The sequence below is a fragment of the Pseudomonas sp. NPDC078700 genome (assembly GCF_044542375.1).
Taxonomy (GTDB): Bacteria; Pseudomonadota; Gammaproteobacteria; order Pseudomonadales; family Pseudomonadaceae; genus Aquipseudomonas.
Genome location: NZ_JBITUI010000002.1, coordinates 681,339 through 704,614, shown reverse-complemented (window position 1 = coordinate 704,614; position 23,276 = coordinate 681,339). Strand labels below are relative to the sequence as shown.

Sequence of the window (23,276 nt, the reverse complement as noted above, 5' to 3'; positions counted from 1 at the left end):
GCTGTTATTGTTAGAAAATCAACACGTAGCTCTTGCGCAGGGTTTCCTGGATATCCCAAACCCCCATTGAGTTAGCGGGGAGCAAAATTGCATCACCGGCCTCGAGCAATACAGGCTCGCCGCCATCCGGGGTGAAGGTGGCGCGCCCGGCAATAAAGTGACAAAACTCCTGCTGCACAATCTGCCGCCGCCAGCGCCCCGGGGTGCATTCCCAAACGCCGGTTTCAACTCCGTCGGCGCGTTCAACGCTGTGGGTCGAAGCAATCGCGACGGGCTCACCAAGTGGCACTGCAACGGGGTTGAACTCATCCAGTTGCAGGGTTGCGGTCTGTTTGAAGTGAGTGATGCTCATTGCTGTGCTCCGTTTATATGAGTTGTTCTGCAGATAGCTGCTGATGCGCTCAGCGCATCAGGTCCTCCATAAATCCGGCCAAACGCTGGGCAAGCTGACGCCGCCAAGGTGCAGTTGCAGGGTTGGCCAGCACTTGGTCTTCGTGGGTAAAGCTTTTGATGATGGCGTTGTAACCGAGCCAGCGGCAGGGCTCGGGCTCCCAGCCGGACAAGCTTCGCAGCGGCGTATCACCCAAAACCCAAGGCTGTTGAGTCAGCTGATTGTCCTGGCCAAGAATCAGCGCAGCCAGGGTTCGCCCGCCGAGGTTGCTGGCACCGACACCTTCGCCGCCGTAACCACCAGACAAGGCAATACCGGCCTTGCGGTCGATCAACATATGCGGACGAAAACGTCGTGCCACACCAAGATTCCCGCCCCAGGAGTGAGTCAAACGCACATTACGCAACTGCGGGAACAGCTCACCAAACAGATATCGGCGCAGCTCAAGTTCATTTCCATTCAGGTTGAAATCGCTGCGTAAACGACCGCCAAACTGATAACCGCCGCGGGCACCAAACACCAGTCGATCATCCGCACTGCGCTGACCATAGGTGACCTGCTTACTGTTCTCGCTGAATGCCTGGCCGCGCTCCAAGCCGATTTGTGCCCAGGTATCGGCAGAAAGCGGCTCTGTGGCGACAATCAAACTTTGCACCGGTAACTGATAACGACCCAGTGGTGGCAGTGACCCGGCATAGCCTTCAACGGCCGGCACCAGCCAGTCCGCTTTTACCGAGCCCTGGGCCGTGCGCAGCAGCCCGTTTTCCCAATGGGTGACACGGCTCTGCTCAAAGATTTTCACGCCCATACGCTCGACGCACTCAGCCAGGCCGCGAGCCAAACGCGCAGGCTGAATGGTTGCGCAATGCGGGCTGAACAACGCACCGTATGGGTTGGCAATACGCAATTGACCCGCCAATTCAGAAGGCGTCAGCCAGCGGTAATCCTCTTCACCCATACCTTGAGCGCGAGCGGCCTGTAACTGCGCCCGCAGCGCAACTTCCTGCTCTGGGTAGCGAGCAGCACAATAAAGCACACCGCCCTTGCGGTAATCACAGTTGATTGACTCGCGCGCCAGCACTTCGGCGACCTCGTCCGGGATGCCGTGCAGCAGGCTATGTGAGGCGCGGCGCGCTTCAGGGGTAAGCCCTGCAAGCAGTCGATCACTGCCGAGCAAATCACCAATCAGCCAGCCGCCATTACGTCCTGATGCGCCGTAACCCGCTGTTTCAGCCTCGACAATGACAATCTTCAGGTTTGGCGCTTGGCGCTTGAGGTAATAGGCGGTCCACAGCCCGGTATAACCGGCACCAATGATGGCGACATCTGCTTGCAAGTCCTCGCCCAACCCAGGGCGGGCTTGCAAAGGCTCTTCTAGCTGATCCATCCACAGGCTGATGTTGCGCCAGTTGCTCACGGTGATGCTCCGCTCAAAATTGAAGTTGAGCGCAGACTATTGATTGAACCCATGATTTGTCTTGCGTGCGGGCACGCAAGGAAAAATGGCGGACCGAAGGTGCTACGAGAAAAAGCTTATGCACAATGACGAGTGCACACAGGGTGAGTATTCGAGACCGGCGTGGTGGCCGAAAAGGCGTCGACCACTCGTGAGCGTCAGGCACGGATACGAATCTGCGGTGGCCGTTGTAGGGTGCGTCAACGCGAAGCTTGGCCACCGATATCAGCGTGCACACACTGAATATCCGAGACTGAAATGATGGCCGCAAAGAGCGTCGCCCCCCCCCTTGGATCGGCCACTCGGGTGCGAATGATGGCGCTTGCTAAGCTCGTCTACCTTTCGTAGAACTGCGCCATGGGCACAATGACGGACAGCTAGGCGTAGCTCACCCGACAAAATCCGAACATAAAAAAACCGGTCGCGACGGCGACCGGTTTTTATTCACGCCAGCAAAGAGCTACTGAGCGAGCTTCTTGTGACGCACCCGGTGCGGCTGAGCAGCTGCATCGCCAAGGCGCTTCTTACGATCGGCTTCGTACTCGGTGTAGTTACCTTCGAAGAACTCAATGTGCGAGTCGTCTTCGTACGCCAGAATGTGTGTAGCAACGCGGTCCAGGAACCAGCGATCGTGCGAGATCACAATGGCGGCGCCAGGGAAGTCGAGCAACGCTTCTTCCAGCGAGCGCAGGGTTTCTACGTCGAGGTCGTTTGACGGTTCATCGAGCAGCAAGACGTTAGCGCCCTCTTTCAGGGTCAGCGCCAAGTGCAAACGGCCACGCTCACCACCTGAGAGGTCTTTAACGAACTTCTGCTGATCGCCACCTTTGAAGTTGAAGCGACCGACATAGGTACGCGACGGCACTTCATAGTTACCGATCTTGATCATGTCGGAGCCGTCAGACACGGCTTCCCACACGGTCTTGCTGCCGTCGAGATCTTCACGGCTCTGGTCAACGCAGGCCATCTGCACGGTTTCACCGACTTCGATGCTGCCCGAATCTGGCTGCTCTTTGCCCATCAGCATGCGGAACAGGGTCGACTTACCGGCACCGTTACCACCGATCACGCCGACAATCGCACCTTTCGGCATGCTGAACGACAGATTGTCGATCAAGGCGCGGTCGCCGTAGCCTTTGCTAACGTTAACGAAGTCGATGACTTTGTCACCCAGACGCGAGCCAGCCGGAATGTAGATTTCGTTGGTTTCGCTGCGCTTCTGGAATTCCTGCGACTGCATTTCCTCGAAGCGCTGCAGACGTGCCTTGGACTTCGACTGACGAGCTTTAGCGCCTTTGCGCACCCACTCCAGTTCGTCCTTCATGGCTTTTTCATGGGCTGACTGCTGCTTGGACTCTTGGGCCAAACGGTCCGACTTGGCTTCAAGCCAACCCGAATAGTTGCCTTCGTATGGGATACCCGCGCCACGGTCGAGCTCGAGAATCCAACCGGCTACGTTGTCGAGGAAGTAACGGTCGTGGGTAATCGCAACCACGGTGCCCGGGAAGTCGTGCAAGAAGTGCTCAAGCCAGGCCACCGAATCAGCATCAAGGTGGTTGGTTGGCTCATCAAGCAGCAACATGTCTGGTGCCGACAACAGCAAACGGCAAAGGGCTACACGGCGTTTTTCACCACCCGACAGGTGCTCAACCTTGGCATCCCATGCTGGCAGGCGCAATGCATCAGCAGCCACTTCAAGCTGGCGCTCAAGATTGTGGCCGTCAGACGTTTGCAAAATGGCTTCAAGCTTGGCCTGTTCGGCTGCCAGCTTGTCGAAATCAGCATCGGGCTCGGCATAGGCGGCATAGACTTCATCAAGGCGTGCTTGTGCATCCTTGATCACGCTGACCGCTTCTTCAACCACTTCGCGCACGGTCTTGCTTGGGTCCAATACAGGCTCCTGCGGCAGGTAACCCACATTCAGCTCAGGCATTGGTCGCGCCTCACCATCAAACTCGGTGTCGACACCCGCCATGATTTTCAGCAGCGTGGACTTACCCGAGCCGTTCAGACCGAGCACGCCGATTTTGGCGCCCGGAAAAAACGACAGCGATATATTCTTGAGAATTTCCCGCTTCGGCGGCACAACTTTGCTCAGCCGATGCATGGTATAGACGTATTGGGCCATGGATAACCTTGATACTTAGACTGGAGACTGGGACAGGAGCATGTCGCGCAACATGCCTCACTGAGGCGAAACAATTCGCCTTACGGATAGAGCACTACGATACGCTCGCAGCCACTGCTGACTCCGTGAATTTTGAGAACGCGTAACGATTCCGAGGACCGGCTTTAAATACCCTGCAAATAATTATGAAGGTCGATTTACCTTAGCAAATAAACGCTTCAAGCTATTCAGGCTGGCTTAAACCGTTACACATAGAATCTGTTTACAGGTTCTTAAGAGCATGAAGTGCTCGCGCGTGAGTGGCAAAGCTACCGGAATGCAGGCTGCAGGGCAAATTACACTCGTCGGACGGACTGGCACTTTGCCACAATTGTGGCATTCTTGCGTGCCGCGCACGCGATAAGCTGTTTGCTTTAGGCAAACGCCCGTGTGGAGTCAAAGGTTCAGCGTCTTTTGTAGTTGCCAGGTTTATAAATTAAGTGCCTTCTATCGCTCCATCAAAACCTCCGCTCACTCCGCCAGAGCCTCAAGCTACGCCTATGCGCAGCTCGCTTAAGCGTAGCTTGGTGGTTTTGGTGCTGGTCATGCTGGCTTTATCGTTATGGCAGTTGACGCTTGAGTCGCGCAACCTGCAGCAGACTCAACGCCAGCTCGGGCTGGTATTCAGCGGCCAACTGGCCAATACCCTCAGCACCAACATGTCGATCAAGGCGCAGTCGGCGCAAGCCTTGTTACGCGCCAAAACGCTACGCCACGACGCCCCTGATGACGCACAAAGTCTAGTTGACACCCTGGCCGGTATTTACCCTGCCATCGAAAGTATTGCCCGCTTGTCTGTGGACGGCGAGGTGGTTGCTGACAGCGCAACCTATACGACGGATGCACATTTTATTGCCAGCCTGGTCAGTCGCCCCCATGGCCAGCCTTACTATTACGCATTTACTGCCGAACCGGACGGGCGTTTTTACCTGCTGCTGACGAAGAACAACGGCTATTGGCTGCTACGTTTTAGCGGCAGCGCCATCGCCAGCTGGCTACATGACCAGCGGCTGAATGCGTACCAGTGGTTATTGGAAGACCGGCTGACCCAGCGCGCTATTGTCGGCCCGCATAGCAAACCCGAGACTGACAACCGAATTTTCCCGCCGGTAACCGCCACTGACCTGGCGCAGACGACCCACATTTCGCCGATAGAAAACAGCGACTGGCAATTGCGTGCGTTGTTCGATGAGGATTTGGTCCGCGCCCAACAATTGCCAATGCTCGCTGGGAAGTTCCTGCTTTTTATTCTGTGCTCGATCCTCACATTGGTAGCGCTGTACCGCCTGTTGCTCGACCAAAGCCAGTTGCACAAGGCGAATGCCGACTCAAAGCGTTCTCTTGGCCAGGCAGCCAGTGCCCTTGGCGCGATTGAAGAGCGGGTTTTAGTGACGGACGCCCAAGGCTATATCGATTACTTAAACCCTCAGGCACAAAGCCTATTTGGATTGACAGAGAACGCCTGTGGCCGGCATATTTTTGAAGTGCTGCCCCAGCTTGACCCGCTACTGCTACAGGGCAGTGCGTTCAGCAATGAGGTCAGCCCCGAACCGCTGGAAATTGAATTCCAGGGTCATAAGCGCTTATTCAATATCAATCGAAGCAATCTCAGTGATGGCGCAAACCGCAATGGTTACGCCTGGGTACTGCGCGATGTTACAGACGAGCAACATGCCACCCGCGTATTGCTGAGTGCACGCCGACGTTACCAAGACATATTCGATGGCACAGGCACTGCCCTTTGTGTGCTCGATCTTTCAGCGCTTGCGCAATACCTCTGCGACCAACAAGTCACCTCGCCGGCCGAACTCACACAATGGCTGCAAGAGAACCCCGAGCAAAACCAGCAATTGCCGCAGCTTATGCGCGTCAGTGAGACCAATCATGTGGCCCTGCGCCTGTTGAAAGTCAGCTCTCCAATCGAGGTCTGGGAGCTGCTGTTCAACCAGGGCGAACCAAGCCTTAATGACTACCGTGGCGAGTTGCTGAATGCCCTGCTGGCACACAAAACACAGTTCGACCAAGAAATCTGCATACTCACGCCGGATGATCAGGAGCACCACTTGTGGTTGCAGATCAACCTGCCTGAGGACTACGAAGACCTCAATTCGGTGACACTGAGCATCACCGACATTACCAGCCGTAAGCACACTGAGCTGTCACTGATCGAGCGTGAGCGCTTCTGGTCAAGCGTGGTACAGGCTGTACCTGACACGCTCTACGTGCACGACTTGAGCAATAAGTCAGTCCTTTTTAGCAATCACCACCTTGGCTTGCAGCTTGGCTATACCAGCCAAGAGCTGAAGGAGTTTGGCGAGCACTTCTGGGAGCATCTGCTGCACCCTGACGATGGCGATTACTACCACCGAATTCGCAGCATGCAACACGTTGTCGGCAACGGTATTCTATTGGAGTCTCAGGTGCGCTGGCGTCACCGCAACGGCGTCTGGCATTGGTTCAGCATCCGCGAACAAGCCTTGTCGCGAAACGCCGCTGGCCATGTTGACCGGCTAATTGGCGTGGCCAAGGATATTTCAGATCAGATAGAGCACAGTGAGTCCCTGCGTGACAGCGAGCAGCGCTATCGCTTGCTCGCCGAAAGCACCTCCGATGTCATTTACTCAACGGACAATTCGCTGCAAGTCGACTACATCAGCCCGTCTATCAAGACCTTGCTCGGCCATGAGCCTGAGCAGATTATACAGCAGGGGCTGTTCAGCCTGGTCGCCAAGCCGGAGCAACTTAAAGAACTCAAAGATGTTGTTGATGAGTTGCGCAACGCCTTGGATGATCCGCTGCGCATGGCCGAGTTGACTGACAAACTGCAGCCGCGCCTGTTTATGTTTGATTGCCTGCGTAGCGATGAGCGCAAAGTCCCGATGGAGTTGCGGTTGGTCGCCATGTGGGATGAAAATAACCGATTCAAAGGCCTGCATGGTGTGGCGCGTGACATTAGCCAGCACCGCCGTGTAGAAAACGAATTGCGCATGGCAGCCACGGTTTTCGAGCACTCAACCGCCGCCATTTTGGTCACCGACCCGGCAGGCTATATCGTGCAGACCAACGAAGCCTTCAGCCATGTGACAGGTTACAGTTCGGCGCAGGTGATTGACCAACTACCAAGCAGGCTCACAGCTGACCGGCAACAGGCCAACCAACTGAACTTCATCGTCTCGCAGCTCAACCAGCGCGGTAGCTGGGAAGGTGAAGTGTGGCTCAAGCGGCGCGACGGCGAAAACTTCCCGGCGTGGGTAGGCATTACCGCAGTGCAGGATGATGAAGGCGACCTCGTCAGCTACGTCTGTTTCTTCAGCGATATCAGTGAACGCAAAGCCAGCGAACAGCGTATCCACCGCCTGGCCTACTACGACCCCCTGACTCTGCTGCCGAATCGAACCTTGTTTCAGGATCGCTTGCACACCTCACTGCACCAGGCCGAGCGTCAGGGTGAGTGGGTGGTGCTGATGTTCCTCGACCTTGACCGCTTTAAGCCGATCAACGACTCGCTCGGCCACGCGGCCGGTGACCGCATGCTCAAAGACGTTGCAACCCGTCTGGCAGCCTGTGTAAACGACGATGATACCGTTGCGCGCATGGGCGGCGATGAGTTCACCCTGTTATTGAAATCTCACTCCAGCCGCAATAATGCGCTGAACCGTGCGATCCACGTAGCCGAGCAAATTCTAGCCAGCCTGGCCCGTGCCTTTGTTCTTGAGGGACGCGAGTTCTTTGTGACTGCCAGTATTGGTATTGCCCTTAGCCCGCAAGACGGCAAAGAGCTAAGCCAATTGATGAAGAACGCCGATACTGCGATGTATCACGCCAAAGAACGCGGCAAGAACAATTTCCAGTTCTACCAAAGCGATATGAACGCCCGCGCCTTGGAGCGTATCGAGCTTGAAAGTGATCTGCGCCATGCCCTTGAACAGCGTGAGTTGGTGCTGTTTTACCAACCGCAGTTTTCCTGCAATGGCCAACGCCTCACCGGTGTTGAAGCGCTGCTGCGCTGGCAGCATCCGAAACGGGGACTGGTCTCTCCCGATGAGTTCATCCCCGTACTGGAAGAGCTTGGCTTGGTGGTTGATGTCGGCGACTGGGTGATAACTCAGGCCTGCCGCCAGCTAAAGGCCTGGCAAGATGACGATATCCGCATCCCGAAAATCTCGGTCAATTTGTCAGCCCGACAGTTTGCTGACGGCGACCTCGACAAACGCATTACGCGGATTCTCGCAGAGACCGAAGTCGATGCGGCATGCCTTGAGCTTGAGTTGACCGAAAGCATCCTGATGAACGATGTGGCAAACGCGCTGCGCACCCTGACAAGCCTAAAGCGCTTGGGCTTGAGCCTTGCTATTGATGACTTTGGCACCGGTTACTCATCGCTGAACTACCTCAAGCAATTCCCTATCGACGTGTTGAAAATTGACCGCAGCTTCGTCGATGGCTTGCCCCAAGGCGAACAAGATGGGCAGATTGCCAGGGCAATTATTGCCATGGCTCACAGCCTGAACCTGGCAGTGATCGCCGAGGGTGTTGAAACCCAAGCCCAGCTGGACTTCTTACGCCGCTACAACTGCGATGAAATCCAGGGTTTCCTGCTGGGCAAGCCCATGCCCGCTCACCAATTGCGAGCCCAGTTCACTGGCACAGCCCTGTTTATGCTGAGCTGACATGAGCCCCACTTGTCAGTCACATGACCGCCATTCATACCCGCACGCTTGCAGTATGAGGTAGAATCCGCACCCTATTTCTTCAGCCCAGCTGTTTTCTCAGGGGATTGCTATGTTCAGCCGTGATTTGAATCTTGCCCGTTTTGATGCCGAATTGTTTGCCGCGATGGAGCAAGAAGCCCAACGCCAAGAAGAACACATCGAACTGATCGCCTCGGAAAACTACACCAGCCCAGCGGTGATGGAAGCCCAAGGCTCTGTGCTGACCAACAAGTATGCTGAAGGCTATCCAGGCAAGCGCTACTACGGCGGCTGCGAGTACGTTGATATCGTTGAGCAGGTCGCCATTGACCGTGCCAAAGAACTGTTCGGCGCTGACTATGCCAACGTTCAACCGCACTCCGGCTCACAGGCCAACAGCGCCGTGTACATGGCCCTGCTTGAGGCCGGCGACACCGTTCTGGGCATGAGCCTGGCTCACGGTGGTCACCTGACTCACGGTGCGAGCGTCAGCTTCTCCGGCAAGATCTACAACGCGGTACAGTACGGCATCAACGATGATGGCCTGATCGACTACGACGAAGTTGAGCGCCTGGCCGTTGAGCACAAGCCAAAAATGATCATCGCGGGCTTCTCGGCCTACTCGCAGATCCTCGACTTCCCACGCTTCCGTGAAATCGCAGACAAAGTGGGTGCTTACCTGTTTGTCGACATGGCTCACGTTGCCGGTTTGGTTGCAGCAGGCGTGTATCCTAACCCGGTGCCTTTCGCAGACGTTGTCACCACCACCACCCACAAGACGCTGCGTGGTCCACGTGGCGGCCTGATTCTGGCGCGCAGCAACGAAGCGCTGGAAAAGAAATTCAACTCGGCGGTATTCCCAGGTGGCCAAGGTGGCCCACTGGAGCACGTGATTGCAGCCAAAGCGGTGTGCTTCAAAGAAGCCCTGCTGCCTGAATTCAAGACTTACCAGCAGCAAGTGATCAAGAACGCCCAGACCATGGCCAGCGTGTTTATGGAAAACGGCTATGACGTGGTGTCTGGCGGGACTGAAAACCACTTGTTCCTGCTCAGCCTGATCAAGCAAGACATCACCGGCAAAGATGCGGATGCAGCACTGGGTCGTGCCTTTATCACCGTGAACAAAAACTCGGTACCAAACGATCCACGCTCACCGTTCGTAACCTCTGGCCTGCGTATCGGCACCCCAGCGGTGACCACTCGTGGCTTCAAAGAGGACGAGTGCCGTCAACTGGCAGGCTGGATCTGCGAAGTCCTCGCCAACATCGGCAATGACGCAGTAGAAACCAAGGTCCGCGAGCAGGTTAAAGCACTGTGCGCGCGCTTCCCGGTCTACGGTGCGTGAACCCAAGCAAGCACCCATAGCGTTGTAGCAACGCTATGGGTGGTTAAACGAAAAAGCCCGCACCATATGGCGCGGGCTTTTTTATAGCGGGTGGTTTTACGCAGGTGTTTTCGCGTAAGGAGCCAGTTTGCTGTCTTGGCTCATGACATTCAGAGTCGAAGCCAATACTTGCTCGCTGGTGACATCTGCAGAAGAGAAGATAGTGTTGAAGTTCTCGTGAGTAACCTTTGCGAATTGCGCACGGTCACTTGCAGGAATACCCAGCAGCACAGCGTAGGCATCCAGTGCCTCACCCTGGCCTTGGGCCATGTCTTCAGCAATCGAGTCGAGCATGCCGTTCATAGCCAACATCGAACGGCCACCGTAGGTGAGTTTACCGCTGGTGCTACAGCCGTTAGTGCCTGAGGTCATACCAAATGTGGCGTTACCGGACGTACCGTTGGTTGTACTCGCTAGAAAGTGCGGTGCAAGGCCACGCTGACCATCAAACAGCATGTTACCCCAACCGCACGCCGGGCCACCTGGCGCTTCGGCATAAGCCCCAACGCTGGCAACAGTCAACAAACCGAAAATCAAGCCTTTGCTCAGCAATCGCTTTTCCATTTTTCTTGTGCTCCGCCAAAATATAATTATAAAGCTGCACTAGCAGCTTTGGTGAAACTTGCAAAACTGTCAAATAAGAGGCTTGAGCTGGAGCAAATATTTCTAACAGCAATCACAGTATTGCCCAACGATTAAAGGGGTTTGCTCAAAAATAGCCAAGCAAAAATATTTTTCTGGGCAAACAAACATATTCTGCTGTGCAGGCTTGGCTATAGTGTTGAGAACGCAAATCAGGAGTTGAACATGAGCGACAAAAACACGGAACGTAGACGCTTTCAGCGAATCGCCTTTGATGCACCGACTGAGATATCCCAAGGCGTGCAGCGCTGGGAGGTGAAACTGCATGACATTTCGCTCAAAGGACTGATGGTCGAGCGTCCCACTGACTGGCAGGCAAACCCAGAACAGCTGTTTGATGTACAGATCAGCCTAAGCGAAGTCGCCAAAGTGCGTATGGAAGTGACTGAAACCCGCGATGACGACGGCCTGCTCGGCTTTGCCTGCGAGCACATTGACTTGGAATCGATTAGCCACTTACGCCGCTTGGTCGAGCTCAATCTGGGTGATGAATCACTGCTTGAGCGTGAACTCAGTGCGCTCGGTGAAGACGACTAAGCCACGCTCATTTACTCAGGGTCAATCTAGCCTTGTTAGTCAAACAAGGCGTCCAGCGCTTGCTCAAGGCGAGTGACGGCTATCACTTCAAGTCCGGCTGGAGATTCTTTGGGGGCGTTGCCCTTAGGCACAATGGCACGCTTGAAGCCGTGTTTGGCGGCCTCCTTCAAACGCTCCTGACCGCTGGGCACCGGACGAATTTCACCCGACAACCCCACCTCCCCAAACACCAGCAGATCATTCGCCAAGGGCCGGTTGCGCAAGCTTGAGATAACCGCGGCCATCAAGGCTAGATCCGATGCGGTTTCCAACACTTTGACGCCACCCACGACGTTAAGAAATACATCCTGATCATAGGTCGGGATGCCGCCATGTCGGTGCAACACCGCCAGCAACATGGCCAAGCGGTTCTGATCAAGCCCCAGCGTCACCCGCCGCGGATTGCCCAGATGGCTGGTATCAACCAAGGCTTGCACCTCAACCAACATCGGCCGTGTGCCCTCCCAAGTGGCCATCACCACACTGCCCGGCACCTCTTCTTGCGCCCGCGTGAGGAAGATGGCTGAAGGATTGGTCACCTCTTTGAGGCCTTTATCGGTCATGCCAAACACGCCGAGTTCGTTGATCGCGCCAAAGCGGTTCTTCACCGCACGCAGCAAGCGCAAGCGCCCGTCTGACTCGCCCTCAAAATACAGCACGGTATCGACCATGTGCTCAAGCACCCGCGGCCCCGCCAACGCACCTTCTTTAGTGACATGGCCAACCAGGAAGATCGCCGTACCGGTTTGTTTAGCAAAGCGCACCAGCAACGCGGCACTTTCGCGCACTTGCGCCACACCACCAGGCGCTGATTGCAACTGCTCGGTAAAGATGGTCTGAATCGAATCGATCACCATCACCTTCGGCTGCTCTTGCCGCGCCGTGGCAATGATGCTTTCAATACAGGTTTCGGTCATGACCTTGAGCTTGTCTTCCGGCAATCCCAAACGCCTGGCGCGCATGGCCACCTGTTGCTGAGACTCCTCGCCCGTCACATACAAGGCAGGGAAACGGGTGGCGATATTGCACAAGGTCTGCAGCAAGATAGTCGACTTTCCAATGCCCGGGTCGCCCCCGATCAGCACCACTGAGCCGTCTACCAAACCACCACCCAACACCCGATCAAGCTCGCCGGATGCAGTTGAGAATCGCGGCATTTCTTCAACGCTAACTTCAGCCAGGGTTTTGAGCGGCGTCTGCTGTCCAGCCCAACCGCTGCGCCCGCTCGGCGCAGAGGCGTTGGCGTCGATCATGGTTTCGACCAAGGTATTCCACGCGCTGCACTCACCACACTGGCCGGCCCACTTGGGAAATGTGGCACCGCATTCGGTGCAGCCATACAATCGTTTGGCCTTAGCCATCAACAGACTTCCTCAGAGCAAAGCGTCCATCATAGCCTTTCCTGAGGAAGCAGCGACAATCCACATAGCCTGAAAACACCCTACCCGGCAACAGCCATTGAGGCGTTTAACTTTCGGCGTTCGCGAGTAAATCGGAGATTTCATCTTTGAGGGTCACGCGTTGCATTTTCAGGCCTTGTAAGTTCAGATCATCCATTGAGTCGTTACCGTCTTCGACTTCATAAATACGTTTATCCAAGGCTTCGTATTCTTGCACAAGTCGGGCAAACCGCTTATTTGACTGGGCCAATGCGCTGAACTGTGCGCCGTATTGTGGAAACTCATTTTTTAGGGAGTGATGTTCCAACGGCATGTTTGCGTCCTCTTGGTGTATTTACCTTCAGCCTAGTCGAGCCTACGCGCTCTGCTTGCTTGCAGGCCTGCTCAGAGATAAACAACAGCGGCTCGTTGCTGAGCAGTCAACTTTTTTGCACTAACGCACCAAGTCAATCCAGACAGCCACATTTTTGACAACCCCTGACAAAAACGCTCAGTTATTTAGTGGCTAAATGCAGTTGAGTGTTTAGAATAAAAAGACAACCATAGATCGCAAGGACCGGAAACATGAGCTTTATCAGTGAGTTCAAAGCGTTTGCCGTTAAGGGCAATGTGGTCGACATGGCCGTCGGTATTATCATCGGCGCGGCATTCGGCAAAATCGTCGCATCCTTCGTGGGCGACCTGATCATGCCGGTATTAGGTGTGATGATTGGCGGTGTCGATTTCACCGATTTAGTTGTGGTGCTTAAAGCGGCGCAGGGCGATGTCCCGGCAGTGACCATGAATTACGGCAAGTTCATCCAGACCTTGGTCGACTTTCTGATCGTGGCCTTCGCTATCTTTATGGCGATCAAAGTCATGAACAGCCTCAAGCGTAAGGAAGAAGTAGCTCCAGCAGCACCGGCTGCCCCGACCAAAGATCAAGTGCTGCTGACTGAGATCCGCGATCTGCTGAAAGATAAGATCTAACAACCATCGCGAAATAAAGCTCGGGGGGGTCGACACCTTTTTCGGCCACCCTTTTTGCAGGCATATTCGATCATTAATTGATCCTTGGTGGCCAAGCTTCGCGTTGACACACCCCTACAAAACCACCACTCGCGCCTGCTACCAATAATTCTCCACTGCGACTTGGCCCGGCCTACGGGTCAGGCTCAGTTGCATATCGCGCTTCTTCAAAAGCTGGCGCAAGTCATCAATCATCTGAGGATTGCCGCAGAGCATCACGCGCGAGTGTTCAGCGTCCATCGCGACGCCGGCAGCACGCTCTAATTCACCACTTTCAATTAACCCAGTGATTCGTTGACTGAGGCAACCTGCAACTGATTCTCGGGTAACGACCGGCACATACACCAACTTGTGCGCGTATTCAGCCAAGTGTTCCAAAGTGCTTAGCTGCTTAATCAGCTGCTGATATGCCAACTCCTGAGCGGTGCGGGCGCTGTAGACCAGCACAATGCGCTCGAAGCGTTGCCACACCTCAAGGCCCTGCAATATCGACAAGAATGGCGCCAAGCCCGTACCACTGGCGACCAGCCAAAGGTCACGACCATCAATAAAGCGGTCAAGGGTGAGAAAGCCAAAGGCTTGCTTATCCACCAGCAACGTATCGCCCACCGACAACCGACTCAGCTCAGAAGTAAATTCACCGCCCGGCACAACGATCGAAAAAAACTCCAGATAGTCATCATGGGGCGCGGAAACCATCGAGTATGCCCGCCAAACCACAGTCCCATCTGCTTTGCTCACACCTAAGCGGGCGAACTGCCCAGCCGTAAATCTAAATCCCGGATCACGTGAACAGCGCAGGCTGAATAAGGTAGGCGACCAGACATGCACATCGCTAAGAATCTGCCGGGTGAACTTGTCATCACTCACGCTCATAGGGCTCCCCAAGTGAGTCAGTGGTTGGGCCTGAGCAGTGTCCAGGTACTATTGCTGCACGGTGATGAGGGTAAAACAGCTAAGCTATAGCCTTCTAACCGCCCGGCCCATCAGTCTGCAGTGTCGCGCACTTTCTCGTTGATAAAAACCAGCAGCTTATATGCCTATATTTGTTACGCCTTTTGCTGAGCTTGAGCTAATCCGCCAGCCAGAACAGTCCCATGAAACCCTGCAGGCCTTTGATGCCGCAGATGAATACCTGCTCAACCAGTTTGCCGAGCAAGGCACTGGGGCAGGCCTGCGCGTGTTGGTCCTGAACGACAGCTTTGGAGCACTCGCCTGCTCGCTTGCTGCCATGAAGCAAAACCGCCCGCAGATTCTCAGCAGTTCAGACTCGCATTTAGGCCATATGGCGCTGCAGATCAATCTGCAGCGCAATCAGTTGGAGACAGACGCCGTCGACTTCGTAACGGCTGAACAGGTCCCGCAAGGGCCGTTTGATCGCGTGTTGATCCGAGTTCCCAAGACCCTGGCCTTGCTCGAAGAACAGCTAATTCGCCTCCATGGCCAGTTAGCACCGGGCGCTCAGGTTGTGGCGGCCGCCATGGTCAAACACTTACCGCGTGCAGCGGGCGACCTGCTGGAAAAATACATCGGCCCGGTTCAGGCCTCGTTAGCCGTCAAAAAGGCCCGCTTGCTAATTGCCACGCCAGAGCAAATGCCACAACCCGTCTCGCCTTACCCGAGCCGCTATGCCCTGGAAAAGCCGCCAATAAGCCTGATTAATCATGCCAACGTTTTCTGCCGTGAAGGCCTCGACATCGGTACGCGAGCCTTCTTGCCGCACCTGCCTAAACATCAGACGCCGATGCGCGTTGCTGACTTGGGCTGCGGCAATGGCGTACTGGCAATCGCCTATGCACTGGGTAACCCTGATGCACAGATGACGCTGGTGGATGAGTCTTATATGGCGGTGCAATCAGCACGTGAGAATTGGCTGAATGCGCTCGGTGACCGTCCTGTGGATATCCGCGCGGGTGATGGTCTGGCGGAACAACCGGATGAGTCATTGGAGATGGTGCTGTGCAATCCGCCGTTTCACCAACAACAAGTGGTCGGTGACTTCCTTGCCTGGCGCATGTTTCAACAAGCCCATGCCGCGCTGGTCACCGGTGGCGAGCTGTGGATTGTCGGTAACCGTCACCTTGGCTACCACCAAAAACTGAAACGCCTGTTTCGTGGCGTCGAACAAGTGGCAGCCAACCCTAAATTTGTCATTCTCAAAGCAATTAAGTAGCTGTTAGCGACCCACTTTTCTCTGAGCGACCTATGGCAGGCCTTGGACTTTTTCATTCAAGGCTTAACCTGTTATAACAAAGGTGCCTTTACAAAAGGCAGATGCCAACAAATAAGAACGCAATAACGCGTTCAAATAATAAGGAATCTCAGATGAGAAAATTCTTCACCGGCTTGGCGATTACCGCCAGCCTGCTAGGCGCTTCAATGACAGCTCAGGCGGGTCCGGTTCTTGATGACATTGTTAAATCAGGGGAGCTTAAAGTTTGTTTCGATGCGGGCTACATGCCGTTCGAGATGAAAAGCAAAACGGGCGAATTTATCGGTTTTGATATCGATATGAGCAAACTGCTCGCCAAACAAATGGGGGTTAAATACGTTCCGGTTAACACCGCTTGGGACGGCATCATTCCCACCTTGCTGACTGGCAAGTGCCACATGATCAATGGCGGCATGACCATCAACACCCAGCGCAACATGCGCGTTAACTTCGCTGATCCCGTTATCGTGATTGGCCAGAGCATTCTGTTGAATCCTAAGCTCAAGGATAAAATCAACAACTACAAAGACCTCAACGATCCGCAGTACACCATCACGACCAAGCTCGGTACCACCGGTGAACAAGCAGTGAAACGTCTGCTTAGCAAAGCCAAAATCAACGTCTTCGAAACCCAGTCTGATGCCGTGCTTGAAGTCACCAACGGCAAAGCTGATGCATTCATCTATGACCTGCCATTCAACGCAATCTACTTTGCGCAGAATAAGGACAAGGTTGTTCACCTGAACAAGCCGTTCACCTTCGAGCCACTGGGCTGGGCTGTTGCTCAGGGCGACCCTGAAATGCTCAACGTCCTGAACAACTTCCTGCGTCAGATCAAAGGTGAAGGCACCTACGATCGTCTTTACGCCAAGTGGTTTGAAAGCGATACCTGGCTCAATCAGGTTCAGTAACACCCATCAGGCCAGACTCAACTCTGGCCTGATTTCCACTTGCCTCGCGCGTTACCGCAAAACCTAAACTTTCAGGAGGTCACTTTGCTGACCAGTCCCCGACGCTGGCTTTGGCACGGCTTATCAGTACTTATTCTCGCGGGCCTTATGGGCACGTTGTATATAGCCTCAAAGCAGATCAACTACAGCTGGCAATGGGCACGCGTCCTGCCTTATCTCGTCAACACCGCACCGCTCGATCTACGCGCCAGCGGTAATGGCACCATCACCAACATCACCCAAGACACCATTACCCTTACCTTGGATGACGGCAGCAAACCACAGCTGTTCAAAGACTATGATCAAGTCGTCGCCAGCCAAGGTGATTTGATTTTTGAAGGCGATGTAGTCGCTCGTACAGTGAAGTGGCGTTCTGGCCCACTGCTCGATGGCCTGTGGGTGACCTTAAAAATTTCAGTGATCTCGCTGTTCTTCGCCACCTTGATTGGTCTGGCCGCAGGTTTAATGCGGATATCCCATAATCCGGCCTGCCAAAACCTGGCGTTTATGTACATTGGCCTGATACGCGGCACGCCGTTGCTGGTGCAGATATTCATCATGTACTTCTTCGTCGGGACCATGCTCAACCTTGACCGCTTCTCGGCTGGGGTTATGGCGTTGTCGATTTTTACCGGGGCCTATATCGCCGAGATTGTGCGCTCAGGTATCCAGTCGATTGCACCAGGTCAAATGGAAGCCGCTCGTTCGCTGGGTATGTCGTATCCCAAGGCGATGACTCACGTCATTTTGCCCCAAGCGTTCAAGCGCACATTGCCGCCGATGGCGGGCCAGTTGATCAACCTGATCAAGGATTCCTCGCTGGTTTCGGTCATTGCTATTACCGACCTGACCAAAGCCGGGCGAGAAGCCATCAGCGGTAGCTTTGCGACATTTGAAGTGTGGATCACCGTTGCCGGCCTGTACCTAATCCTGACGACCCTGCTGTCGTGGGTTGTTCGCCGCATTGAAAAGAGGTTAGCCGCCAGTGACTGACGCCTATACCGGCAATGACATGATCATTGCCACCCAAGTAAATAAAATCTACGCCAATGGCTGCCATGCCCTTAAGAATGTCAGCGCGACCATTGCTCGCGGTGAAGTGGTGGTGATTATTGGCCCGTCCGGCTCGGGCAAATCGACCTTTTTGCGCGCACTCAACCAGCTTGAACAGATCAATGATGGTCAGATCATCATCGATGGCATCAACATGTATGCCCCCGGCACCAACATAAACAAGCTACGTGAACGGGTCGGCATGGTGTTTCAGTCGTTCAACCTATTCCCGCACAAGACAGTTAAAGGCAACGTCATGCTGGCACCGATCAAGGTAGCCAAGCGTGAACCAAAGCAGGCAGAGCAAGACGCCGAACAACTGCTTAAGCGCGTAGGTCTGGGTGACAAACTGAATGTTTACCCGGCGCAGCTTTCGGGCGGCCAACAGCAACGGGTGGCCATTGCCCGCGCGCTGGCCATGAACCCTGACGTCATGCTTTTTGATGAACCCACATCAGCGCTCGACCCGGAAATGGTCGGCGAGGTGCTTGATGTGATGAAGAGCCTGGCCAACGAAGGCATGACCATGGTGGTGGTGACCCATGAAATGGGCTTTGCCCGCGAAGTGGCTGACCGGGTGCTGTTTATGGAAGACGGTGAGCTCTTGGTCAGCGACACGCCGGATAACATCTTCAGCAGCACCAAACACCCACGCCTTGAGCAGTTTTTGTCGAAGCTCCTGTAGGGCGGCAACGGCCCTGTGTGGCCTTAACACCCTTGGCTCTCGTAGGGTGGTCGACGCTCTTTTCGGCCACCATTTTTGCAGGCTCACTCAATAGCTAATTGACCCACGGTGAACACGCTTCGCTTGTCACACCGAACGAACAACGCCTTTAAGAGGTCATCCCTGCTGCGCTCATAAACCAGCGCAGCAGTAATGACACCACCCCCAATGCCAGCACGCTGCCCGCCCAGATAGCCACCAACCAGCCAATTCGCTGATACAAGGGTTTCTTCTGCTGCGTGTCAGCCATGCGGCGCTCCTTAGTGGTAGCCATGTTCATGGGTTATTTTGCCGCGGAATACGTAGTAGCTCCATGCGGTGTACATCAAAATGAACGGGATGATAAACAGCGCGCCGACCAGAATAAACGCTTGGCTTTGCGGCGGTGAAGCCGCCTGCCAGATGGTCACGCTTGGCGGGATGATATTCGGCCACAGGCTAAGCCCCAAACCGCTGTATCCCAAGAAGATAAGGCCAAGGGTCAGCAAAAATGGCGCGTAATGCTGACGTTTTTGCACAGCCCGCCACAACGCCCATGTACAGAGCAGAACCAGTATTGGCACCGGCGACAGCCAGAACAGATTCGGCAGGCTAAACCAGCGCTCGGCAATTTCGGGGTGGGCCAGAGGTGTCCACAGGCTGACAATACCGGTAACCGCCAAAACCACCAAAATCAGCGGTTTACCCAGGTTGTGCATTTGTTCCTGCAAGCGCCCTTCGGTTTTCATGATCAGCCAGGTGCAACCCAACAGCGCATAGGCCGCGACCAACGCCAGGCCACAAAACAATGCGAAGGGTTTCAGCCAGTCCAGCGGGCCGCCAGCGTAGGCGCGGTTAACCACTTCAATACCATCGATGTATGCACCCAGCGTGACGCCCTGAAAGAAGGTGGCGGTAATCGAGCCGCCAATAAATGCCTTGTCCCAGATATGCCGCTTGTGGGCCTTGGCTTTGAAGCGGAACTCGAAGGCTACACCGCGAAAGATCAAGCCGAGCAACATAAATATCAACGGTAAATAAAGCGCCTCAAGCACCACCGCATAAGCCAATGGGAAGGCGCCAAACAATGCCGCGCCGCCCAACACCAGCCAAGTCTCATTACCGTCCCAGACGGGTGCCACAGAGTTCATCATCAGGTCGCGTTCGCTGTCATCCTTAACGAACGGGAAAAGGATACCGATACCCAGATCGAATCCATCCATGACCACGTACATCATCACTCCAAAGGCGATGATCACAGCCCAGATATGCGAGAGATCTATGCCGACCATGTTCAGCTCCTTTCAGTCTGAGTGTCTTCGTTGTCGTCCGGCGCAGCAGACAGCGGACGCGACGGTGTGCGTTTCTGGCCTGGGCCACCTTCCTGATGGTTAGTGCCTTCAACCGGCACAGGGCCTTTGCGTACCAGACGCATCATGTAACCGAAACCCGCACCAAACAGGGCGAAATACACCACGACAAATAGCACCAGGGTCACGCTCATCTGCATCACGGTGTGATTTGAGACCGCATCCGAGGTGCGCATCAGGCCATAAACGACCCAAGGCTGACGGCCAATCTCAGTGGTAAACCAGCCCGCTAAAATCGCGATCACACCCGAAGGCCCCATCCACAGTGCCAAATTCAAGAACGCGCGATTCTCGTACAGCTTTGCGCCTCGGCGTAACAACAGCGCCCAAACCCCTGTCAAAATCATCAGCAAGCCAAGACCGACCATAATCCGGAAACTCCAGAACACCACGGTCGAGTTAGGCCGGTCCTCCTTGGGGAACTCTTTAAGTGCAGGCACTTGTTTGTCGAGGCTATGGGTCAGGATCAAGCTACCGAGCTTGGGAATTTCGACTTTGAAGCGCGTCTCTTCGCGCTCCATATCTGGCCAGCCAAATAGAATCAATGGCGTAGCCTCACCTGGAGGATTCTCCCAGTGCCCCTCAATTGCGGCGATTTTTGCGGGTTGATGCTCCAGCGTGTTGAGGCCATGAAAGTCGCCAATAACCGCCTGAATGGGTGCAACAATCAGCGCCATCCACATCGACATTGAGAGCATGGTGCGAATCGCCGGACTGTCTCGACCGCGCAGCAGATGCCAGGCAGCAGATGCCCCAACAAAGAACGCAGTGGCCAAGAACGCTGCCGTTGCCATGTGCATCAAGCGGTAAGGAAACGACGGATTGAAAACCACCGCGAACCAATCAACCGGGATGACCCGGCCATCAACTATTTCGAAACCTTGCGGTGTTTGCATCCAGCTGTTTGAGGCCAGAATCCAGAAGGTGGAGATCAGTGTACCGATGGCGACCATCAGCGTGGAGAAGAAGTGCAAGCCCGGGCCTACGCGGTTTAAACCAAACAGCATGACCCCAAGAAAACCTGCTTCGAGGAAGAATGCAGTGAGCACCTCGTAAGTCAGTAAGGGCCCGGTAACGGCTCCGGCAAAATCAGAGAAGGCACTCCAGTTGGTGCCGAACTGGTAGGCCATCACCAGACCTGACACCACGCCCATACCAAAGTTAACGGCAAAGATTTTCGACCAGAAGTGATACAAATCCATGTACACACTTTTGCCAGTCTTCAGCCACAGCCCTTCGAGCACTGCCAAATAGCTGGCCAAACCGATGGTGATTGCGGGAAAGATGATGTGAAACGAAATGGTGAAAGCAAACTGGATCCGGGCTAACTCCAATGCCTCTAAGCCAAACATGGCGCGTCCTCAATCAGGTTATACAAAACCCCGCTTCAACCGAGGTCTGCCAAATTGTTCTCTAGACTCTGATCGTCAAGTGGCGTCAGGGTTCTTATCGTTGATCATTAGAATGATACTGGGTGCGTCCTTAATCACGAGCCGTGGAGGACGCCAACCAAGGGTTCAGCGAAACGTTGGCACTCAAGCGCTGACCTGTATCAATACAGAGTAAGCAAAAAGCTGCTTACGCTAGATCAAGAGTAGCTGTTTACTCAGAATTAACTGCTGTGGTTGTTTGTCGCTATCAGTCACGGTCTTCAACGCAGTGCGTCAGGGCGATCTACATCGAGCAGGATCGCAGCATCCTCAACGACCACGCTAACACAAGACAGTGCATGCTCCTGCAGCAGCGCCTTGGCACCTTGATCGCCTTCCAAACCTTGTAACTGCGGCCAATACTGCTTGCCAAATATGACCGGATGACCACGCTCAGCGTTATACACAGGGAACACAATCCGCGAGGCATCAGCGGCATGTATCAGCCGTTGCAGCGTGCCGTCGGCAATCCAAGGCATATCCCCCAGCAACACAGCAATGGCCTGCGCCTGCGGGTGTAGCCGGGACACCGCTGTAACAGCCGCCGCCAGGCTGGTACCCATCCCCTTATCGGCATCGGTGCAGCGAACAATGGCTGTGTCAGAACGGAGCCCAAGCTGCTGGGGGTCATCATCACCACGCAAGAGCACATAGACCTTGGCAAAATGGCGCTGCGCTTGAGCGATACTGGTGGCCAGCAAGCCTTGGCCGTTGCGCAGCCTGGCAATGCGTTTGTCACTGCCAAAGCGCCGCCCTCGCCCAGCAGCCAACACTACGGCGATAACCTCGCAGGCAGCGTTATTCAGAGCAGATCCTTGGCAATGCCGTTGCGCAGGCGAACGATGTCGGCAAGCACCGCCAGAGCGATTTCCGCTGGGGTTTTACTGCCAATATTGAGGCCTATGGGCGCTTGGATTCGCGACAGGTCAGTTTCGCTTAGGCCGCCAGAACGTAACAACCGCGCAAAGCGCTTCTCGGTGGTTTGCTCAGACCCCATTACGCCGATATAAAACGCCTCGGTTCGCACCGCTTCGATCATGGCTAAGTCATCAATGCGTGGGTCATGGGTGAGCGCCACAACAGCGGTGTCTGCATGACAACCACCTGCGGCTATCACCATCGAAGGCAATTCGCGGCGGATCTCCACGCCCGCAATTTCAACGCCGTCGAGCACCTCATCCCGCGGGTCACAGAGCACCACTTCAAAACCGAGGGTTTTACCAAATTCGGCGCAAATATGAGCCACACTGGAATAGCCTGCCAGAAGCAGACGCTGCGCCGCGCCAATGCGGATTTGCAAGGTGTCCAAGTCGCGGCGCACCCGTGGGCCGTGCTCGACATCCACAGTCAGCTGCCATGTGCCCTGCGGCATAGTGACCGAGCGCATTAACCGGCACTGGCCGAGCAAGGCGCTTTCCATCTCACGTAGATGCGCCTGCACCTCACAGCTGGATGCCAGGTTTTCGACCAAGACCTCCAAAACGCCACCACAGGGCAAACTTACATTCGAGTGACTGTCGGTCCCGTCGCCATAACGCACGGAGGTTGCAGGTTCAGGAAAAGCACCTTCGCTGACACGCTGGAGAAAATCGTCTTCGACACAGCCGCCAGACAACGAGCCCAGCCAGCCGCCCTGCTCATTAACCACTAGCAATGAGCCGGGCGCCCGTGGCGCGGAGCCATAGGTGAATAACACCGTACACAGCCAAATTCGCTGGCCGGCCTGCGACCACTGCAGGGCCTGACGAATCACCAATAGATCAAGATGTTGCATTTAGCGCTCTCTACAAAAATACGGGCCGTTGCCATAACAAATGGGCTGGGCGAAGCTTGTCCACCGGCA

At 54.9% G+C, this 23,276-nt stretch carries 20 protein-coding genes; 8 read left to right on the top strand and 12 right to left on the bottom strand.

Annotation, left to right across the window (positions count from 1 at the left end; translation table 11 throughout):
• Positions 1 to 10: 10 nt before the first annotated feature.
• The 3 genes from ACIGCM_RS09025 to ettA all read right to left on the bottom strand — a co-directional run bounded on the left by ACIGCM_RS09025 (position 11) and on the right by ettA (position 3,975).
• Positions 11 to 352 carry a cupin domain-containing protein gene (locus ACIGCM_RS09025; protein WP_397501701.1) on the bottom strand — a complete coding sequence of 114 codons (342 nt, stop codon included), beginning with the start codon at positions 350 to 352 and terminating at the stop codon, positions 11 to 13.
• A 49-nt stretch (positions 353 to 401) separates the two neighbouring features.
• Positions 402 to 1,808, bottom strand: a complete 1,407-nt coding sequence (locus ACIGCM_RS09020; RefSeq protein WP_397501700.1) for an NAD(P)/FAD-dependent oxidoreductase — start codon at positions 1,806 to 1,808, stop codon at positions 402 to 404.
• Positions 1,809 to 2,307: 499 nt separating this feature from the next.
• The gene (ettA, locus tag ACIGCM_RS09015) at positions 2,308 to 3,975 is read right to left on the bottom strand and encodes an energy-dependent translational throttle protein EttA (RefSeq protein WP_397501699.1); all 1,668 of its coding nucleotides are present in this window, start codon (positions 3,973 to 3,975) and stop codon (positions 2,308 to 2,310) included.
• Between the two features lie 539 nt (positions 3,976 to 4,514).
• Between ettA and ACIGCM_RS09010 the strand changes: the two genes are divergently transcribed.
• On the top strand, positions 4,515 to 8,684 hold the full coding sequence (locus ACIGCM_RS09010; protein WP_397501698.1) for an EAL domain-containing protein: 4,170 nt from the start codon (positions 4,515 to 4,517) through the stop codon (positions 8,682 to 8,684).
• 112 nt (positions 8,685 to 8,796) lie between these two features.
• Positions 8,797 to 10,050, top strand: coding sequence for a serine hydroxymethyltransferase (gene glyA, locus ACIGCM_RS09005; RefSeq protein WP_397501697.1), 1,254 nt, complete (start codon positions 8,797 to 8,799; stop codon positions 10,048 to 10,050).
• Between the two features lie 96 nt (positions 10,051 to 10,146).
• Here glyA and ACIGCM_RS09000 read toward each other — a convergent pair whose 3' ends face one another.
• Positions 10,147 to 10,653 carry a DUF3015 domain-containing protein gene (locus ACIGCM_RS09000; protein ID WP_397501696.1) on the bottom strand — a complete coding sequence of 169 codons (507 nt, stop codon included), beginning with the start codon at positions 10,651 to 10,653 and terminating at the stop codon, positions 10,147 to 10,149.
• A 243-nt stretch (positions 10,654 to 10,896) separates the two neighbouring features.
• Here ACIGCM_RS09000 and ACIGCM_RS08995 point away from each other — a divergent pair, with 243 nt between their 5' ends.
• Positions 10,897 to 11,268 carry a PilZ domain-containing protein gene (locus ACIGCM_RS08995; protein WP_397501695.1) on the top strand — a complete coding sequence of 124 codons (372 nt, stop codon included), beginning with the start codon at positions 10,897 to 10,899 and terminating at the stop codon, positions 11,266 to 11,268.
• A 35-nt stretch (positions 11,269 to 11,303) separates the two neighbouring features.
• Here the strand turns inward: ACIGCM_RS08995 and radA are convergent, their stop codons facing one another.
• Both radA and ACIGCM_RS08985 read right to left on the bottom strand, forming a co-directional pair.
• The gene (radA, locus tag ACIGCM_RS08990; RefSeq protein ID WP_397501694.1) at positions 11,304 to 12,668 is read right to left on the bottom strand and encodes a DNA repair protein RadA; all 1,365 of its coding nucleotides are present in this window, start codon (positions 12,666 to 12,668) and stop codon (positions 11,304 to 11,306) included.
• A gap of 106 nt (positions 12,669 to 12,774) precedes the next feature.
• The gene (locus tag ACIGCM_RS08985; RefSeq protein WP_397501693.1) at positions 12,775 to 13,020 is read right to left on the bottom strand and encodes a YdcH family protein; all 246 of its coding nucleotides are present in this window, start codon (positions 13,018 to 13,020) and stop codon (positions 12,775 to 12,777) included.
• A gap of 251 nt (positions 13,021 to 13,271) precedes the next feature.
• On the opposite strand from ACIGCM_RS08985, the gene mscL reads away from it, so the two are divergent.
• On the top strand, positions 13,272 to 13,676 hold the full coding sequence (gene mscL, locus ACIGCM_RS08980) for a large-conductance mechanosensitive channel protein MscL (protein ID WP_397501692.1): 405 nt from the start codon (positions 13,272 to 13,274) through the stop codon (positions 13,674 to 13,676).
• A 138-nt stretch (positions 13,677 to 13,814) separates the two neighbouring features.
• On the opposite strand, the gene ACIGCM_RS08975 is transcribed toward mscL, so the two are convergent.
• The gene (locus ACIGCM_RS08975) at positions 13,815 to 14,591 is read right to left on the bottom strand and encodes a ferredoxin--NADP reductase (RefSeq protein ID WP_397501691.1); all 777 of its coding nucleotides are present in this window, start codon (positions 14,589 to 14,591) and stop codon (positions 13,815 to 13,817) included.
• A gap of 160 nt (positions 14,592 to 14,751) precedes the next feature.
• Between ACIGCM_RS08975 and ACIGCM_RS08970 the strand changes: the two genes are divergently transcribed.
• From ACIGCM_RS08970 to ACIGCM_RS08955, 4 genes are all read left to right on the top strand, one after another.
• Positions 14,752 to 15,888, top strand: a complete 1,137-nt coding sequence (locus ACIGCM_RS08970; RefSeq protein WP_397501690.1) for a methyltransferase — start codon at positions 14,752 to 14,754, stop codon at positions 15,886 to 15,888.
• 152 nt (positions 15,889 to 16,040) lie between these two features.
• On the top strand, positions 16,041 to 16,838 hold the full coding sequence (locus ACIGCM_RS08965; protein WP_397501689.1) for a transporter substrate-binding domain-containing protein: 798 nt from the start codon (positions 16,041 to 16,043) through the stop codon (positions 16,836 to 16,838).
• A gap of 84 nt (positions 16,839 to 16,922) precedes the next feature.
• Positions 16,923 to 17,870, top strand: a complete 948-nt coding sequence (locus ACIGCM_RS08960; RefSeq protein ID WP_397501688.1) for an amino acid ABC transporter permease — start codon at positions 16,923 to 16,925, stop codon at positions 17,868 to 17,870.
• Between the two features lie 19 nt (positions 17,871 to 17,889).
• Positions 17,890 to 18,615: an amino acid ABC transporter ATP-binding protein gene (locus ACIGCM_RS08955; RefSeq protein ID WP_397501984.1), complete on the top strand. Its 726-nt coding sequence runs from the start codon at positions 17,890 to 17,892 to the stop codon at positions 18,613 to 18,615.
• Positions 18,616 to 18,763: 148 nt separating this feature from the next.
• On the opposite strand, the gene ACIGCM_RS08950 is transcribed toward ACIGCM_RS08955, so the two are convergent.
• The 5 genes from ACIGCM_RS08950 to ACIGCM_RS08930 form a co-directional block, all read right to left on the bottom strand.
• On the bottom strand, positions 18,764 to 18,904 hold the full coding sequence (locus ACIGCM_RS08950; protein ID WP_397501687.1) for a DUF2474 domain-containing protein: 141 nt from the start codon (positions 18,902 to 18,904) through the stop codon (positions 18,764 to 18,766).
• 10 nt (positions 18,905 to 18,914) lie between these two features.
• Positions 18,915 to 19,925, bottom strand: a complete 1,011-nt coding sequence (gene cydB / locus ACIGCM_RS08945) for a cytochrome d ubiquinol oxidase subunit II (RefSeq protein ID WP_397501686.1) — start codon at positions 19,923 to 19,925, stop codon at positions 18,915 to 18,917.
• Positions 19,926 to 19,927: 2 nt separating this feature from the next.
• Positions 19,928 to 21,355 carry a cytochrome ubiquinol oxidase subunit I gene (locus tag ACIGCM_RS08940; protein WP_397501685.1) on the bottom strand — a complete coding sequence of 476 codons (1,428 nt, stop codon included), beginning with the start codon at positions 21,353 to 21,355 and terminating at the stop codon, positions 19,928 to 19,930.
• A 299-nt stretch (positions 21,356 to 21,654) separates the two neighbouring features.
• A complete protein-coding gene (locus tag ACIGCM_RS08935; RefSeq protein ID WP_397501684.1) occupies positions 21,655 to 22,206 on the bottom strand; it encodes a nucleotidyltransferase family protein in 552 nt (183 codons plus the stop codon).
• A 29-nt stretch (positions 22,207 to 22,235) separates the two neighbouring features.
• Positions 22,236 to 23,207, bottom strand: coding sequence for an XdhC family protein (locus tag ACIGCM_RS08930; RefSeq protein WP_397501683.1), 972 nt, complete (start codon positions 23,205 to 23,207; stop codon positions 22,236 to 22,238).
• Positions 23,208 to 23,276 lie beyond the last annotated feature (69 nt).